This is a genomic window from Niveispirillum sp. CC-CTL257, from assembly GCF_059489915.1.
Genome location: NZ_JCAJXE010000001.1, coordinates 1,846,137 through 1,861,594, shown reverse-complemented (window position 1 = coordinate 1,861,594; position 15,458 = coordinate 1,846,137). Strand labels below are relative to the sequence as shown.

General features: G+C 63.3%; 16 protein-coding genes. 9 read left to right on the top strand and 7 right to left on the bottom strand.

What is annotated here, in order from left to right; genetic code table 11:
* Window positions 1-48 precede the first annotated feature (48 nt).
* Window positions 49-168 (bottom strand): FAD-linked oxidase C-terminal domain-containing protein, encoded by a 120-nt coding sequence (locus tag ABC729_RS08805; protein ID WP_495608663.1) that lies wholly within the window; start codon window positions 166-168, stop codon window positions 49-51.
* Between the two features lie 95 nt (window positions 169-263).
* A complete protein-coding gene (locus tag ABC729_RS08800) occupies window positions 264-1,175 on the bottom strand; it encodes a LysR substrate-binding domain-containing protein (protein ID WP_495607249.1) in 912 nt (303 codons plus the stop codon).
* Window positions 1,176-1,424: 249 nt separating this feature from the next.
* On the opposite strand from ABC729_RS08800, the gene metC reads away from it, so the two are divergent.
* The 8 genes from metC (at window position 1,425) to ABC729_RS08760 (ending at window position 11,378) form a co-directional block, all read left to right on the top strand.
* Window positions 1,425-2,606, top strand: coding sequence for a cystathionine beta-lyase (gene metC, locus ABC729_RS08795; RefSeq protein ID WP_495607248.1), 1,182 nt, complete (start codon window positions 1,425-1,427; stop codon window positions 2,604-2,606).
* 26 nt (window positions 2,607-2,632) lie between these two features.
* Window positions 2,633-3,700 (top strand): amino acid ABC transporter substrate-binding protein, encoded by a 1,068-nt coding sequence (locus tag ABC729_RS08790; protein WP_495607247.1) that lies wholly within the window; start codon window positions 2,633-2,635, stop codon window positions 3,698-3,700.
* Window positions 3,701-3,710: 10 nt separating this feature from the next.
* A complete protein-coding gene (locus ABC729_RS08785; protein ID WP_495607246.1) occupies window positions 3,711-4,871 on the top strand; it encodes an amino acid ABC transporter permease in 1,161 nt (386 codons plus the stop codon).
* Window positions 4,868-5,977 carry an amino acid ABC transporter permease gene (locus tag ABC729_RS08780; RefSeq protein WP_495607245.1) on the top strand — a complete coding sequence of 370 codons (1,110 nt, stop codon included), beginning with the start codon at window positions 4,868-4,870 and terminating at the stop codon, window positions 5,975-5,977. The genes ABC729_RS08785 and ABC729_RS08780 overlap by 4 nt, the downstream gene beginning before the upstream one ends.
* Window positions 5,974-6,705 (top strand): amino acid ABC transporter ATP-binding protein, encoded by a 732-nt coding sequence (locus tag ABC729_RS08775; RefSeq protein WP_495607244.1) that lies wholly within the window; start codon window positions 5,974-5,976, stop codon window positions 6,703-6,705. Before ABC729_RS08780 ends, ABC729_RS08775 begins: the two co-directional genes overlap by 4 nt.
* A 203-nt stretch (window positions 6,706-6,908) precedes the next feature.
* The gene (locus tag ABC729_RS08770; protein ID WP_495607243.1) at window positions 6,909-9,509 is read left to right on the top strand and encodes a TonB-dependent receptor plug domain-containing protein; all 2,601 of its coding nucleotides are present in this window, start codon (window positions 6,909-6,911) and stop codon (window positions 9,507-9,509) included.
* Between the two features lie 39 nt (window positions 9,510-9,548).
* Window positions 9,549-9,896: a copper resistance protein CopC gene (locus ABC729_RS08765; protein WP_495607242.1), complete on the top strand. Its 348-nt coding sequence runs from the start codon at window positions 9,549-9,551 to the stop codon at window positions 9,894-9,896.
* A gap of 15 nt (window positions 9,897-9,911) precedes the next feature.
* Window positions 9,912-11,378, top strand: coding sequence for a M20/M25/M40 family metallo-hydrolase (locus ABC729_RS08760; RefSeq protein WP_495607241.1), 1,467 nt, complete (start codon window positions 9,912-9,914; stop codon window positions 11,376-11,378).
* A gap of 71 nt (window positions 11,379-11,449) precedes the next feature.
* Here the strand turns inward: ABC729_RS08760 and arsB are convergent, their stop codons facing one another.
* From arsB to ABC729_RS08740, 4 genes are read right to left on the bottom strand one after another with little or no spacing between them, the layout of a single operon-like run.
* Entirely contained in the window at window positions 11,450-12,517 is a 1,068-nt protein-coding gene (gene arsB / locus ABC729_RS08755) for an ACR3 family arsenite efflux transporter (protein ID WP_495607240.1), read from the bottom strand.
* A gap of 32 nt (window positions 12,518-12,549) precedes the next feature.
* Complete coding sequence (gene arsC, locus ABC729_RS08750; protein ID WP_495607239.1) at window positions 12,550-12,975, bottom strand: arsenate reductase (glutaredoxin); 426 nt, start codon at window positions 12,973-12,975, stop codon at window positions 12,550-12,552.
* Window positions 12,972-13,481, bottom strand: a complete 510-nt coding sequence (locus tag ABC729_RS08745) for an arsenate reductase ArsC (RefSeq protein ID WP_495607238.1) — start codon at window positions 13,479-13,481, stop codon at window positions 12,972-12,974. Before ABC729_RS08745 ends, arsC begins: the two co-directional genes overlap by 4 nt.
* Complete coding sequence (locus tag ABC729_RS08740; protein ID WP_495607237.1) at window positions 13,471-13,860, bottom strand: ArsR/SmtB family transcription factor; 390 nt, start codon at window positions 13,858-13,860, stop codon at window positions 13,471-13,473. The genes ABC729_RS08745 and ABC729_RS08740 overlap by 11 nt, the downstream gene beginning before the upstream one ends.
* A 114-nt stretch (window positions 13,861-13,974) precedes the next feature.
* On the opposite strand from ABC729_RS08740, the gene ABC729_RS08735 reads away from it, so the two are divergent.
* The gene (locus ABC729_RS08735; RefSeq protein ID WP_495607236.1) at window positions 13,975-14,295 is read left to right on the top strand and encodes an ArsR/SmtB family transcription factor; all 321 of its coding nucleotides are present in this window, start codon (window positions 13,975-13,977) and stop codon (window positions 14,293-14,295) included.
* Here the strand turns inward: ABC729_RS08735 and ABC729_RS08730 are convergent.
* Complete coding sequence (locus tag ABC729_RS08730; RefSeq protein ID WP_495607235.1) at window positions 14,261-15,454, bottom strand: MFS transporter; 1,194 nt, start codon at window positions 15,452-15,454, stop codon at window positions 14,261-14,263. The two genes, ABC729_RS08735 and ABC729_RS08730, sit on opposite strands and share 35 nt — an antisense overlap.
* Window positions 15,455-15,458: the final 4 nt, after the last annotated feature.

Sequence of the window (15,458 nt, the reverse complement as noted above, 5' to 3'; positions counted from 1 at the left end):
TCATCGGGCACTTCACCCGAAGCCACACCAGGATGACTGCGCCGGATATCAGAAGGTGAAAATTTTGCCCGGATTGAACAGGTCCTGCGGGTTCAGCGCCTGCTTAATCCGGCGCATCTGTTCCACCGCCTCTCCCAACTCGGCGATCAGCCATTCCTGCTTGCCCAGGCAGATGCTCTGTTCGCCCGCGCCGTGGAGCGGTTCCGCGCAGATGGCGGGGTCGCACCCGCCGGGCTTTCCGGCTTGCCAAACCCGTTTGCCGTTTATACTCCCGCGCCGGTTCCGGGCAACGTGACCCGATCGCGGAAATGCAGCAGTTCCGCCACGAAGCTTTTAACCAACCGGGCCTTCTGTGCGTCGGGCCGGAACAGAAGGTAGGATTTGAATTGAACATCCGGCTTGAAGGGCCGGAACACCAATCCCCGTTCAGCGTAGCCGTCGGCGACGGCGGGGTTGATCAGGCCCATGCCCACTCCTTCCAGGGCCAGGGCACAGATGGTGCCGGCGCTTGGCGTTTCAACGACGATCTCCGGTCGGGCGCCCACGCTGTCCAGGATTTCGGTGATCCGATGCCGTGCCCGATCCTCCGGAGCCAGGGCGATGAAGGGTTGACCATCCAGATCAGATGGCCCTACCACCGCCTTCGCCGCCAGGGGATGGCCCGGCGGGAGGGCCAGTACCGCCCGGAAGCTGCTGAAGACGCGATGCTCCACGCCTGACAGATCGACCTCATCGGCGGCGATGCCGATGTCGAACTGCTGGTTAGCCACCAGATCGCGGACGGTGGAGGAGGAGAGGACCTGCAAGGTGATGGCGATCTGGGGGTTCTTCTGCCGGAAGGCACGGATGGCCTTTGGTACCACCGTGGCACCATAGGCGGCCATACTTGCGATGCGCAGGCTGCCCGACCCGAAATCGCGGATGCGGGCCGCCGATGCGCGCAGGCGGTCCAGCCCCACGAAGCTGGTATTCACGTCGCGAAAGAACATCTGCCCTTCCGGCGTGGGCACCAGCCGGCCCTTGACCCGGTCGAACAGTCCGAACCCCAGGTCAGCTTCAAGTTCCACCAGCGCACGGCTGACGGCGGGCTGCGTGATACGCAGAAGTTCCGCCGCACGGGAGGCAGAGCCGCTGATCATCACGGCCCGGAAAATCTCAAGTTGCCGGAAATGCATACGGAAACCCCCTGCGAGACACATAAAGTTGATGCATAGGCGCATGGGTATCCGTCAATCAAATTTGTACCCACTGCTTTTGGTATGCGGGGCTGGTGGAGATGATCACCAGATTGATTTTATGAACGCTTTTCAGGGATGGCATCGCCACCAATCTATAAGGTTTACGCATGGAGTTAGGTGATCTCGTCAATTGAATTTGTACCCCTGTGCGCACACACTCGTGTCATCAACATCACGAGGAACGTCATGCGCGACCTGTCCCGTTGCGTCATCCATCCCGCCGTCTCGCATGAGGGGTTCGCCAGTGTCGGCGTGCCGACCTACCGGGCGTCGACTATCCTGTTCGACGATGCCAAGTCTTACACCAACCGCAAATACCGGGGGCCGGACGGCTATACCTACGGGCTGCACGGCACGCCGACGACCCGCACCCTGGAGGCGCAGCTTACGGCGCTGGAGGAAGGGGAGCGCACGGTGATCGTGCCGTCGGGTCAGGCGGCAATCACCATCGTCTTTCTGACGGTGCTGTTGCCGGGTGACCATGTGCTGATCCCGGATACGGCATATCCACCCTGCCGGGGCTTCTGTGAGAATTATCTGAAGCTGCGCGGTGTGGAATACACGGTCTATGACCCGCTGATCGGGGCGGAGATCGCGGCCCTGATCAAGCCCAATACCAAGCTGATCTGGATGGAAAGCCCCGGCTCCACGACCATGGAATTCCAGGATGTGCCCGCCATCGTGAAGGTGGCCAAGGAACGTGGCGGCATCCTGACCGGTTGCGACAATACCTGGGCCACGCCGCTGCTGTTCAAGCCGCTGGCCCATGGTGTGGATTTCTCCAGCGAGGCCTTGTCCAAATATGTCGGCGGCCATTCCGACCTGCTGATGGGGTCGATCAGCGTCAAGGATGTGGCTCTGTTTCGCCGGCTGAAGGACACAATGCGCATGATCGGCATCGGCGTGTCGCCGGACGATTGCGGGCTGGCGCTGCGCGGGCTGGAGACGATGGGCGTGCGTATGCGCCATGCCGGTGCGGTGGCAACGGCGTTCGCGCGGCGTCTGGTGGAATTGCCGGCGGTGGAACGGGTACTGCACCCGTCGCTGCCCACCTGTCCGGGGCATGAAATCTGGAAACGGGATTTCGTCGGCGCCTCGGGCGTCTTCTCCGTGGTGCTGAAGCCGCAGGCCAACGCGGTGATTGAAGAGGCGTTTGGCGTCCTCAAGACCTTCGCGATTGGCGCTTCCTGGGGTGGGACGCGCAGTCTGATCGTGCCCATGGCCATCAAGGCCGATCGGGTCGCCACCGACTGGGCCGATGAGGGGGTGATCCTGCGTCTGTCGGTCGGGATGGAGGATCCGGAGGATCTCTGGGCTGACCTGGAGGCGCTGTTCGCAGCGCTTGCCGTGCCCGTTCTGGGCGGTTGAGAGCGGCCAAGCGGGGAGGGCGGGCGATGCGGGGTATGGCCAAGCGGCTTCTGGTGGGGGCATGCCTTCTGGCGCTGGCCGCGTGTGGGCAGCCGGCGACCGAAAAGAAACCGGAGGGAGGTGGCACGGCGGGCAGCCCGGCTGGCGGTACCGTGAAGGCGGTGCGCGACCGGGGCTATGTCTCCTGTGGGGCCAGTACCGGTACGGTGGGCTTCGGTGCGCCCGACAGCCGGGGTTATTGGCGCGGGCTGGATGTGGAGACCTGCCGGGCTGTTGCCGCCGCCGTTCTGGGCGACAAGGACAAGGTCCGTTTTGTCCCCTTGACGGGGCAGCAGCGTCTGACGGCCCTGCAAAGCGGGGAGATCGACATTCTGCCCCGCACCACCACCTGGACCCTGTCGCGCGATGCCAACGGGGTGAATTTTACCCTGCCCAATTATTACGACTATGACGGGATCATGGTCCGCAAGGACCGGGGCGTGACCAGTTCGCGTGAACTGGACGGCGCGTCGGTCTGTGTGCAGACGGGATCGACGACGGAGGTGACCTTCACCAATCTGGTGGCATCGGTGGCTCCCAATCTGAAGGCTGTGATCTTCGACAGCACGCAGGCGACAAGGCAGGCCTTCTTCTCGGGACGCTGCGATGCGCTGATTACCGATGCCTCGGGTCTGGCCTCAGTCCGGGCCACCATGGCCAGCAATCCCGACGACTTCATCATCTTCCCGGCGGATGGCAAGCTGTCGCCCCTGACGCCCGCTGTCCGGCATGGCGATGACCAATGGTTCGACATTGTGAAATGGTCGTTCCAGGCGCTGCTGATGGCGGAAGAATTGGGCATCACCCAGGCCAATATCGATGAGATGCGCAACAGCCAGGACCCGACCATCCGCCGCTTCCTGGGCGTGGAGCCGGGCAATGGCGCGGCGCTGGGCCTGGATGAGGAATGGACCTATCGCATCGTCAAGCAACTGGGCAATTACGGCGAGATGTTCGACCGCAATGTCGGGGCCGGTAGCCCGCTGAAACTGGACCGCGGTCTTAACCGTCTGTTCCGCGACGGGGGCCTGATGGTTCCCATGGCGTTCAATTGAGGGGGCGGGGATGACAAACCTCTCCACCCTTCTGCACGACACCCGCACCCGACAGATCGGGTTGCAGGCCCTGCTGCTGGCTGTTGTGGCCGGCGGTATCGGCTGGCTGATCCTCAATACCGCCAGCAATCTGGATGAACGCGGTATCACCGGCGGGTTCGGCTTTCTGGACCGGGCGGCGCGTTTTCCCATTGCGGAGAGCATCATTGCCTATCGTCCCACCGACAGTTTCGGTTGGGCCTTCCTGGTGGGGCTAGGTAACACGCTGTTCCTGGCCGTCACGGTCGCCCTGGCGGCGACAGTGCTGGGCCTTGGTGTGGCGCTGGCCCGGCGGTCGGCCCATCCGCTGTCCAGCGGGTCGGCGACCGTCTATGTGGAGGCGATGCGCAACACGCCGCTGGTGGTGCAGTTGCTCTTCTGGTACGCGCTGGTCACGCTGGGCCTGCCCAATATCCATGCGGCCTTCATCCCCATCGACGGCGTGATCCTCGCCGACCGGGGGCTGTATCTGCCCCGGCCCGTGATTGTGGGCGACAAAGGGCCGTTCGTGGCGGCCCTGCTGCTGGGGCTGGCGTCTGTTGCTGCGGCATGGCGGTATGGGCGGGTACAGAGACTGCGCACTGGCATTCCCAACCATTATGGCCGCATCGCCATCCTTTCCACCCTGCTGTTGCTGGGGCTGGCCTGGGTCGCGTCTGGTCTGTCACTGGCGCTGGACCGGCCCGTCATCGGACGGTTCAACGCCACGGGCGGCATGGGACTGTCGCCGGAATTCACGGCGGTGTTCGCGGGCCTGCTGCTCTATTCCGCTGCGTTTATCGGGGAGATCATCCGGGGCGGCATAGACGCCGTGGACAGGGGGCAATGGGAGGCGGGGCGCGCCCTGGGGCTTGAAGAAGGCAAGATCCTGCGCCTGATCGTCATCCCGCAGGCCCTGCGCGTGATCATCCCGCCCATGACCAGCCAATATATCAACATCACCAAGAACACGACCCTGGCGCTGGCCGTCGGTTATCCCGATATCGCCCTGGTGGCGGCCACCACCATCAACCAGACGGGCCAGGCGGTGGAGGGCATTCTGATCCTGATGCTGGTCTTCCTGACCCTGTCCGTCACGGCGTCGCTGTTCATGAACTGGTACAACCGGCGGATCGCCCTGGTGACGCGATGACGGACATGACCCAACCTACGCCCGTCTTCGTTCGCACTGCACCGACCCCGGCCCGTGCCGCCCCCATGGCTGAACGCCGGCCCCTGTGGCGGTTGCTGTTCGGCGACATGGTTAGTGCTGCCATGACCCTGGTCGGCCTGCTGGGACTGGCCTGGATGCTGCCGCATCTGCTGTCCTGGGCCGTGATCAATGGTGTGTGGACGGGCGGCGGCGATGCATGCCGGCAGGCCGGCGCCTGCTGGGCCTTCCTGGCGGACAAGTACCCGCAGATCCTGTTCGGCATCTATCCCCCGGCGGAGCAGTGGCGACCCATCGCCGTCTGCGCCCTGATCCTGGGGCTGGGATTGTGGAGCCTTCCGCCGCGCAACTGGACGAAGCTGACCCTGGGCCTGTGGCTGGGCGGCATGCTGGGCAGCCTGGCCCTGATGGGCGGGGGTGTGCTGGGGCTCAAATCCGTGCCGACATCGGCCTGGGGCGGGCTGCCCGTCACCCTGCTGCTGACCGTCTGGTCGCTGGGGCTGGGTTTTCCGCTGGCGGTGCTGCTGGCGCTGGGGCGGCGGGCCAACCTGCCCGTGCCACGCTACCTCTCTATCGGGATCATTGAGCTGATCCGGGGCCTGCCGCTGCTGTCGCTGCTGTTCATCGCCTCCATCCTGCTGCCCATCATGCTGCCGGAAGGGGTGAGTATCGACAAGCTGGCCCGCGCCCTTGCCGCCATGACCCTGGTATCGGCGGCCTATATCGCGGAGGTACTGCGCGGTGGCTTGCAGGCCATCCCGAAGGGGCAAACAGAGGCGGCGGCCGCGTTGGGTTTGAACTGGGCACAGACGACGCGCCTGATCGTGCTGCCGCAGGCGATTGCAAAGGTTATCCCGCCGCTGACCAGCACCGTGATCGTCATGGTCAAGAATACCAGCCTGGTCCTGGTTGTCGGCCTGTTCGACCTGTTGAGCGCGGGGCGTGCAGCACTCGCCGATCCCGACTGGCCCGCACCCTTTGCCGAGACCTACCTGCTGATCGCGCTGATCTATTTCATCCTCTGCTTTTCCATCTCCCGCTATGCGCGTTGGCTGGAAACGCGGATGTCCAAGGGGAACCGCCGATGAACGCCGTGGAACTGTCCCGCGTCAACAAATGGTATGGCGACTTTCATGTCCTGCGCGATGTCGACCTGACGGTGGCCAGGGGGGAGCGGATCGTGATCTGTGGCCCGTCCGGGTCCGGCAAATCCACCCTGATCCGCTGCATCAACCGGTTGGAGGAACATCAGGCCGGAAAGATCGCGGTGGAGGGCACGGAGTTGACCGGCGATGCCCGCAGCGTGGAGGTTGTGCGCCGCCGCGTGGGCATGGTGTTTCAGCAGTTCAACCTGTTCCCGCATTTGACCATCCTGGAAAACTGCACGCTGGCCCTGACCCAGGTGAAGCGCATGCCCAAGGCCCATGCGGAGGAGATTGCCATGGCCTACCTGACCCGTGTGCGCATCCCCGATCAGGCCCGCAAGTTCCCCGGCCAGCTATCGGGCGGGCAGCAGCAGCGGGTAGCTATCGCGCGGGCCCTGTCGCTGTCGCCGGAGATCATGCTGTTCGACGAGCCCACCAGTGCGCTTGACATGGAAATGGTCAAGGAGGTGCTGGACATCATGGTCGAACTGGCGGGCGAGGGCATGACCATGCTGTGCGTCACGCACGAGATGGGCTTCGCCCGACAAGTGGCCGACCGCGTCATCTTCATGGATGCCGGCCAGATCGTGGAAGCAGCACCACCGACCGAGTTTTTCAATAATCCGCAGCATGAAAGGACCCGGACCTTCCTGGGCCAGGTGCTGCATTGACGGGAATGACCACGCCAACCCGGTGGGGCAAAGCATGATTTCATAAACCACCCCATCCCCCCGCCATCACCGATCCTTTTCCCACGGAAGCCCGTCTTCCGTGAACGGGCAGGCTTTGCCCGAAGCACTAGGCGCGTCGCCAAGACAGCCACAAGAGCTGTCGTCAAGCCACCGACCAACCAGCCAAACAGGGAACCTTCATCATGGGTAAGGAACTGAAATATCTCACCGTCACCGGCGTCTCCACCCTGGCTTTGCTGGCCGTGTCGCCGGCCCTGGCCCAGCCGGCGGAACTGGAGGAGATCATTGTCATCGGCTCGCGCTTTGAACCACGCGTGGTCACGGACAGCCCCACGCCGATTGACAGTATCTCCGCTGAGGAGCTGACGCGCGGCGGGGCTACCGATCTGCAAAGTATGCTGAAGGTCGCGGTGCCCAGCTTCAGCACCCCGCGCCCCACGGCAGCGGGTGCCCTGGATTTCCTGACCCCGCCCACCATGCGCGGCCTGTCCACGGGTCAGCTGTTAGTGCTGGTCAATGGCAAACGCCGGCATACTGCACCCGGCGTGAATGCCGGTAACCAGATCGGGCGCGGCGATGTTGCCTATGATTTCAATGCCATCCCGTCGGCGGCCATTTCGCGGGTGGAAGTGCTGCGCGACGGTGCCGCCGCCCAGTACGGGTCCGATGCCATCGCCGGCGTCATGAATGTGCAATTGGCGAAAGGGACCGACGGTACGGCATCGGCCATGTATGGCATCACCGGGGAAGGGGACGGCCAGCATGTGGACCTGTCGGTGGGCAAGGGTATCGACCTGGGCGATGACGGCTTCGCCCGCCTGACGGTGCAGTACAAGCACCATGAGGAAACCGACCGCGCCGCCCCCGACACCCGTCAGCAATATTTCGGGCGCAATGCCGCCGGTGCCCTGGTCGCACCATCGGGCAATTACGGGTCCGGTATCGGCCTCACCCCATCGAACGGCACGCTGGACCCGCGTGAGGCGACCATCGACCGCGACATGTGGAATTTCGGCGAGCCGAAATATGAACAGATCGCCCTGTTCGCAAATGCCGAAAAGCCGCTCTCCGATGAAGTCACGGCCTATGGTTTCGGTGGCTATAGCCGGGTGAATGGCAACAGCTTCAACTTCTTCCGCCGCGCCGGCCAGGATGAGACGCTGCGCAGCCTCTATCCCGACGGGTTCATGCCGATCCAGGAGATCGAGATCATCAATGGGTCCGGCGCTGTCGGCGTGCGCGGGGATGATCTGGCCGGTTTCGGCTGGGACCTGTCGACGCTTTATGGCGGGTCGCGGATCAATACAGGTTATTCCAACACAGCCAACGTTTCCCAGGGCACGGCCAGCAAGACCAGCTTCGACCGTGGCTTCAACGATTTCCGGCAATGGACGACCAACCTGGATTTCACCCGCGAAATCCCCATCGGCGGGGATGAGCCGCTGAAGTTTGCCTTCGGGTTCGAATATCGCAAGGAAATCTATGAACTGGGTGTGGGCGAGCCTGACAGCTATGCCAATGGCGGGGTGCCCATCCTGGACGGTCCCAATGCCGCCCGCCCGGCCCCGGTGGGCGCGCAGCCTGGCGGCGGTAATACGCCGGAGGATGCCACCAAACAGGACCGCAACAGCAGGGCCGCCTATGTGGAGTTGGAGCGCGACTTCTTCGATGAGCGCCTGACCCTGTCCGGTGCCCTGCGGTACGAGGATTTCTCCGATTTCGGCGACACCACCAATTACAAGCTGGCGGGCCGGTTTGAGATCACGGACGAACTGGCGCTGCGCGGGTCGTTTGGCAGCGGCTTCCGGGCACCGGCCCTGGCCCAGTCCTACTTCAGCTCCACCAATGTCAGCTTCGTGAACGGCCAGCCGCTGCGCACCCGCAACATCTCCGTCAACCATCCGACCGCCGCTCTGGTGGGGGCCACGGCGCTTAAGCCGGAAAAGTCGGACAATATCTCCACCGGTGTCGTGTTCAGCAGCGGCGATTTCGATGCCACGGTGGATTATTACCGGATCGAGATCACCGACCGTATCGCCATGTCGTCTAATTTCCAGTCCACGGCGCTGACCAACCTGCTGGCGGCGCGCGGATATCCGGGGCTGGGCGCCATCTCCTATCTGACCAATGCCGTGGACACCACGACCAAGGGTGTCGATATCACCCTGCGTTACAAGCATGATCTGGATGAATGGGGGGAGGTGACCGGCACCTTCGCCGCCAATTTCAACGATACGAAGTTCGACCGTATCGCCGGCACCCCGGCGGCCCTGTCCGCCATCGGCATCACCACCGTGCTGTTCGACCTGTCGCAGCAGGTGCGTTTCACCGACAGCATGCCCAAGGACAAGGTCACGGCCAATCTGAACTGGCAGAAGGATGCCCTGCATCTGAACCTGACCGGCACCCGCTATGGCGAGGTGGCGCAGGTTGCCCTGACCAACCGCACCCCGGCCCAGATCGCGGCCCTGACGCCCGGCTACAAGGTGAAGCTGGTGCCGGTATCCGCCACCTCGGCCAATTCCGACATCATCCAGTATTACCGCGCCGATATCGTGGTCGATATCGAGGCGGGATACGACCTGACCGAGGATTTTACCCTGTCGGCCGGTGTGTCGAACCTGTTCGACAAATATCCGGAAAAGCAGATCGCCTCGACCGCCGCCTCCGTCGCGGCCGGGACCAATGGCGCCGACAATAACGGCACCTTCCCCTACGCCTATATCGCGCCCTACGGCGTCAATGGCCGGTCCTTCCATGTGAAGGCGACCTATCGGTTCTGAGTGCTGTACCTCCCGTCCCCACCAAAAAGGACCATCCCCATGCGCATGACCCGCCTCATCCCCGCCATTGCCCTGTCTCTGCTGCTCGCCGTCCCCGCGCTGGCCCATCCCAAGCTGAAGGCCGCCGAACCGGCGGTGGACAGCACCGGGCCGGCACCATCCGCCCTGTCGCTGTCCTTTTCGGAAAAGCTGACACCGGGCACCGCCACCGTCACCCTGTCGCCGGCACCCGCCGGAGGCGTCACCATCGCCGATGGCGCGGACGGCCAGTCGCTGACCGTCACGCCGAAAGCGAAGTTGGCGGCGGGTTCCTACAAGGTGGATTGGGCGGTGACGGCGGCCAATGGCCATCAATCCACCGGCAGCTATCATATCAATGTGAAGTAACCGGAGTATCCGACGATGCAGCATCCCTTCCGCCCCCTGCTGGTTTCCGCCCTGGTTCTGGCTCTGGCGGCACCCATTGCCGGAGCCAGTTCCAAAACCGAAAAGGCGGAGGGTGATGCCGCCGTCGCCCTGTTACAGGACCTGATCCGGTTCGACACGGTGAACGCGCCCGGCGACACCACGAAACTGGCCGCCTATCTGGAAGGCCTGTTCAAACCGCTTGGCGTCGAAACAGAGATCATCCTCGCCCCCAATGGCAAGGCTGCCCATTTCATTGCCCGGCTGAAGGGGGATGGCAGCCTGGAGCCTGTGCTGCTGGCCGCCCACACTGATGTGGTGCCGGTGGAACGTGAATTCTGGACCGTCGATCCCTTCGCGGCCACCATCAAGGATGGCTTCGTCTATGGTCGTGGCGCGCTTGATAATAAAAGTGCTGTCGCCGTCTTCGCCCGCGCGGTCATGCGGCTGGCACGGGATAAGGTGAAGCTGAAACGCGACATCATTTTCCTGGCCGAGGCGGACGAGGAGCAGGGCCGCTTCAATACCGGCTGGCTGGCCCAGAATCACTGGGACAAGATCAAGGCGGCCGTCGCCCTGAATGAGGGCGGGAATACCATGCTGGACCCGGACGGCAAGGTCCGGCAGATCAACATCTCCGTTGCGGACAAGCAGACCTTGAATCTGAAACTGACCGCGCGGGGCAAGGCGGCCCATTCATCGCTGGCGGTGCCGCCGCTGGAAACCGCCAACGGCCAGTTGATTGCGGCCCTGGGCAAGATCGCCTTCGCCGAAACACCCATCCGCCTGACGCCGCCGGCTGTGACCTATTTTAAGGGTTTGGCCAGGCTCAATCCGGGTCCCCTGTCGGGTGCGGTGGACCGGCTGTTGGCGGCGGGTGATGATGCCGCCCGTTTGGTTGCCGCCAAGGAGGTTCTGGAAGCCCATCCCAAGGAGGCGCCGACCCTTTCGGCCCTGATGCGCGACACGATGGTGGTCACGATGATCAATGCCGGGGTCAAGCCGAACATCATCCCCGGTGAGGCCGAGGCCATCATGAATGCCCGCCTGATGCCGGGTGTGGATGTGTATCAGTTCGTGGAGCAGGTGAAGGCCCTGATCGGCAACCCCGCCATTGAGGTGGAAATCGTGAATTCCCGGCCCAAGGAGGAGCAGGCCGAATTCTTCCGCCAGCGCAGCGCTATTCAACCCTCCAGCATCGAAACCGACCTGTTCGGTGCGTTGGAAAAGCAGGCCAAACGCGTTTGGCCGGGCGCACAGGTGCTGCCGGTGATGCTGCAGGCCTCTACCGATGCCGGTGCCTGGCGGGCCCGTGGCGTCCCGGTCTATGGGATCAGGCCGTTTCCGACCGATCCTGACACGTCAACGCGCGTTCACGGCCATGATGAACGCGTGGCCGTGAAATCGGTGCATGAGGGTGTGGACTATGTCTATGGCGTACTGAAGCAGGTGGCGTCGCGCTGACGCCCCCTGTGTCACGGCCCAGTGACTGAAGTCGGTCACTGGGCTTCAACCGGCAGCGGGTTGACCCTTTGTTATCCACGGGTCGGCGCAGTTGCCGGAAACCAGTGCCGGCCCAGCCACAGGGCCAACTGCACCATCAGGATCAGCACCGGTACCTCCACCAGGGGGCCGATGACGGCGGCGAAGGCCACCGGTGAGGCTAGGCCGAAGGCTGCGATGGCGACCGCGATGGCCAGTTCGAAATTGTTGCCGGCAGCCGTGAAGGCGACGGAGGTGGCGCGCGGGTAATCCGCTTCAATCACCCGGCCCATGAAGAAGCTGACTAGGAACATGATCAGGAAATAAAGGGTCAGGGGGACCGCGATGGCCAGCGCATCCATGGGAAGACGCACCAAATCCGCGCCTTTCAGGCTGAACATGGCGACAATGGTGAAGAGCAGGGCACCCAGCGTGATGGGGGAGATGCGGGGCAGGAACCTTTCCTCATACCAAGCCGCCCCCTTGGCGCGAACCAGAAGCTTGCGTGACAGATATCCAGCCAGGAAGGGGATGCCCAGATAGATCGCCACCGCCTCTGCGATGGTCCAGAATGAAACATCAATGACGCTGCCCTCCAGCCCCAGCAGGGGTGGCAGGAAGCCCAGGAAGAACCACGCATAGATGCTGAAGAACAGCACCTGGAAGATGGAGTTGAAGGCCACCAGCCCCGCCACATACTGGTTCGATCCGCAGGCCAGTTGGTTCCAGACCAGGACCATGGCGATGCAACGGGCCAGTCCGATCAGGATCAGGCCCGTCATATAGTCGGGTTGATCCGAGAGGAAAATGACCGCCAGGGCGAACATCAGCACCGGCCCGATGATCCAGTTCTGGATCAGCGACAGGGCCAGGATGCGTTTGTCGGCGAAGACTTGATGCAATTCCTCGTACCGGACCTTTGCCAGCGGCGGGTACATCATCAGGATCAGGCCGATGGCGATGGGGATGTTCGTCGTGCCCACGGAGAGCTGGTTGAGAGCGCTGGGCAGACCGTCGAACAAGCTGCCCAGCGCGACACCCAGCGCCATGGCGGCGAAAATCCACAAGGTCAGATACCGGTCAAGGAAAGACAGGCGACGGGCAGGGGTGGCTTGGGTCACGGGCAAGGGGACCTTTGTAAGGAGAAGGGGGATCAGCGCAACCGGTTGCCAGCCGCGTCCACAACGGCCTCGCCATCTTCCTTGGCAAAGGCAGCCTTCTGCGCATCGGGCAGGATGTCCAGCACCTGTTCAGACGGTCGGCACAGCCGCACGCCCAGCGGCGTGACCACGATAGGGCGGTTGATCAGGATCGGGTGCGCCATCATAGCGTCCAACAGGGCATCGTCGGACAAAGTGGGGTCATCCAACCCCAGTTCGGCATAAGGCGTACCCTTGTCACGGAGCACGGCGCGTACCGGCACGCCCATCCGGGCGATCAGGTCGGCCAATGTTCCGCGCGACGGCGGGGTTATCAGATATTCAATCACCTCCGGCTCCACCCCGCTATTGCGGATCATGGCCAGCGTGTTGCGTGAGGTGCCGCAGGCGGGATTGTGATAGATGGTGATGCCGGTCATGCCATGACCTCCTGCTGCGCCAGTTCCGCCAACTTGCGTTTCAAGACCAGCTTGTCCAGCGAGGCCAGCGGCAGACTGATAAAAAGGTTCAGGCGGCGTTCGATCTGTCGGTAGATATCTGCCGTGAAGGCCGCCTTCTCTGCGTCTGTTCCGGTCGCGGACGAGGGATCGGCAAAGCCCCAATGGGCCGTCATTGGATGACCCGGCCAGACGGGGCAGGTCTCACCCGCTGCGTTGTCGCAAACGGTAAAGATGAAATCCATCTGCGGCGCTCCCGGTCGCGCGAATTCGTCCCAGGTCTTGGAGCGCGCCGCACGGATATCATACCCCAGGTGTGACAAGAGGTCCGCCACGAAGGGATTGATGCGGCCTGAGGGTTGGCTGCCTGCGCTATAGGCTTGGAATCGGCCGTAGCCGAGGCGGTTCAGAATATATTCGGCCATCACACTGCGTGCGCTGTTATGCGTGCACAGGAACAGCACATTGTAAGGCTTCTCAGTCATCATTCCCTCCAGCGGCGTCGGCCCCGCAAGCTTCGGGACCGCACGGGGCGGCGCAGGGTGTGACGGCGTCCCGCAGCCCATCCCCGCACAATTCTGGCCGCCCGGCGCAGCAATCCTCCACCAGGAAGCTCAGCAGCCCGCGCGTGCCCTCAAAATCGGTGGCGTAATGGATATGCCGCTGCACCCGCCAGGACCTAAGCAGACCTGCCCGTTCCAGGGTTGCCAAGTGGTGCGACAGGGTCGAGGCAGGAACCCCCATCTGTTGCCCCACCTCACCGGCGGTCAGGCCATTGGGCCCGACGCGCACCAGCAGACGGAAAATGCCCAGGCGTGTTTCCTGGGACAGGGCGGCAAAGGCATGGGTGGCGGCTTTTGTTTCCATGATTCGATGATCATAGAATAATAGAATTAAGTCAACCCGCTTCGACATTCCTGGAAATGGGAAAGCATCCAGCCCATATTTCGGGTGAACCGCCTTCTTGAAAGCCCTGCTGTCATGGACCTTGAAACCGCCGCCCGCTGCTTTGCCGAACTGGGGCACCCGTCGCGGCTGGCCGTCTATCAGCGGCTGGTGCAGGCTGGGGATGCCGGCATGCCCGTCGGTGCCATCGCGGAGGAGTTGGGGATCGTCCTGTCCACGCTGTCCCACCATATCAAGCAACTGGTGCAGGCGGGACTGGTGGAGCAGGTGCGTGATGGCCGCACCCTGATCTGTCGCCCCATTTATCCGCAGATGGACGGGCTGCTGGCCTTTCTACGCGATCAGTGCTGTGCCCGACCGGTCATGGCAGCGGGCTGTTGCGATCCGGCGGCCTGAAGGCGGCCAGCAGGAACCCGGCCAGGATTGGCAAACAGACGATGATCCCCAGCCACAGGACGGGTCGGTAGGAGCCGGACAGGTCCCACAACAGGGCCACCAGCATGGGAGCCAGCGCCTTGCAGACGGAACCCGGCAGGCTCAACAAGCCATTGACCGCGCCATAGGCGCGGGGGGTCAGCATTTCCGGTACGGCCGCACCCCGGATGATGGTCATGATGCCATTGGCAGCCCCATAGATCAGGGCGAACAGCAGAAGTGTTGCCATCCCGGTCAATGGCAGCAGGAGAAGGGCCATTGCCAAAGGCAGGGCCAGAATGGTGCCGATGCCTACCTGCCGGATGGGTGCGCGTTCCGCGACGGCGGCCACGATGATGCGCCCCGCGACCTGGGCAGGACCGATCAGGGTCATGATCATCACCACCGACGCGGTGGGCAATCCCCGTTCCCCCAGCAGCGGGTACATGTGAAAGCTGATGCCGGAGAACAGGGCGTAGTAAAGGGTGAACGCCGCCATCAGGCCCCAAAAGGCCGGCTGTCGCAAAACCCAGTGAACGATGCCGTCATCAGGTGACGTCGCTTTACGCGGCAGTACCGCCATCTGCCGATCAATGACCCACAGGTGCAACGGCAGAGACAGGGCCAGATTGATAAATGCCAGCACCTCCAGCGTGCCGCGCCAGTCCAAACGGTCCAGCAGGAACTGCGTCAGTGGCACAAAGACAGTACTGGCAAATCCACCCCACAGCGTCAGTGCCGTAATCCCCCGCCGCGCGTCGGTGCCGTAGCGGCGAGAAACTACAGCAAAGCCCGGTTCATAAAGGGTCATGGCCTGTGCCAGCCCGACCAGCATGAAGATCGGCGGGAGCATCCAGCCCGTGCCGGCCAGCGCCCAGGCCAGGAGGGCCAGGGATGCCAGGATGGACCCGCCAGCCATGATCCATCGGCCATGCCCCCGGTCGATGGCCCGACCCACCGGATAAGCGGCCAGCCCGGCAATCGCCAACGCCAGAGAGGCCAGCCCGAAAATCTCCGTCCGTCCCCATCCGAATTCCGCGCCCATCGGCGTGGCAAGCACCGGAAAGGCATAGATCAGGCTGCCCCAGGAGATGATCTGGGCCATGCCCAGCCCGGCAATGAAGCCGCGATGCCCGGACATGACC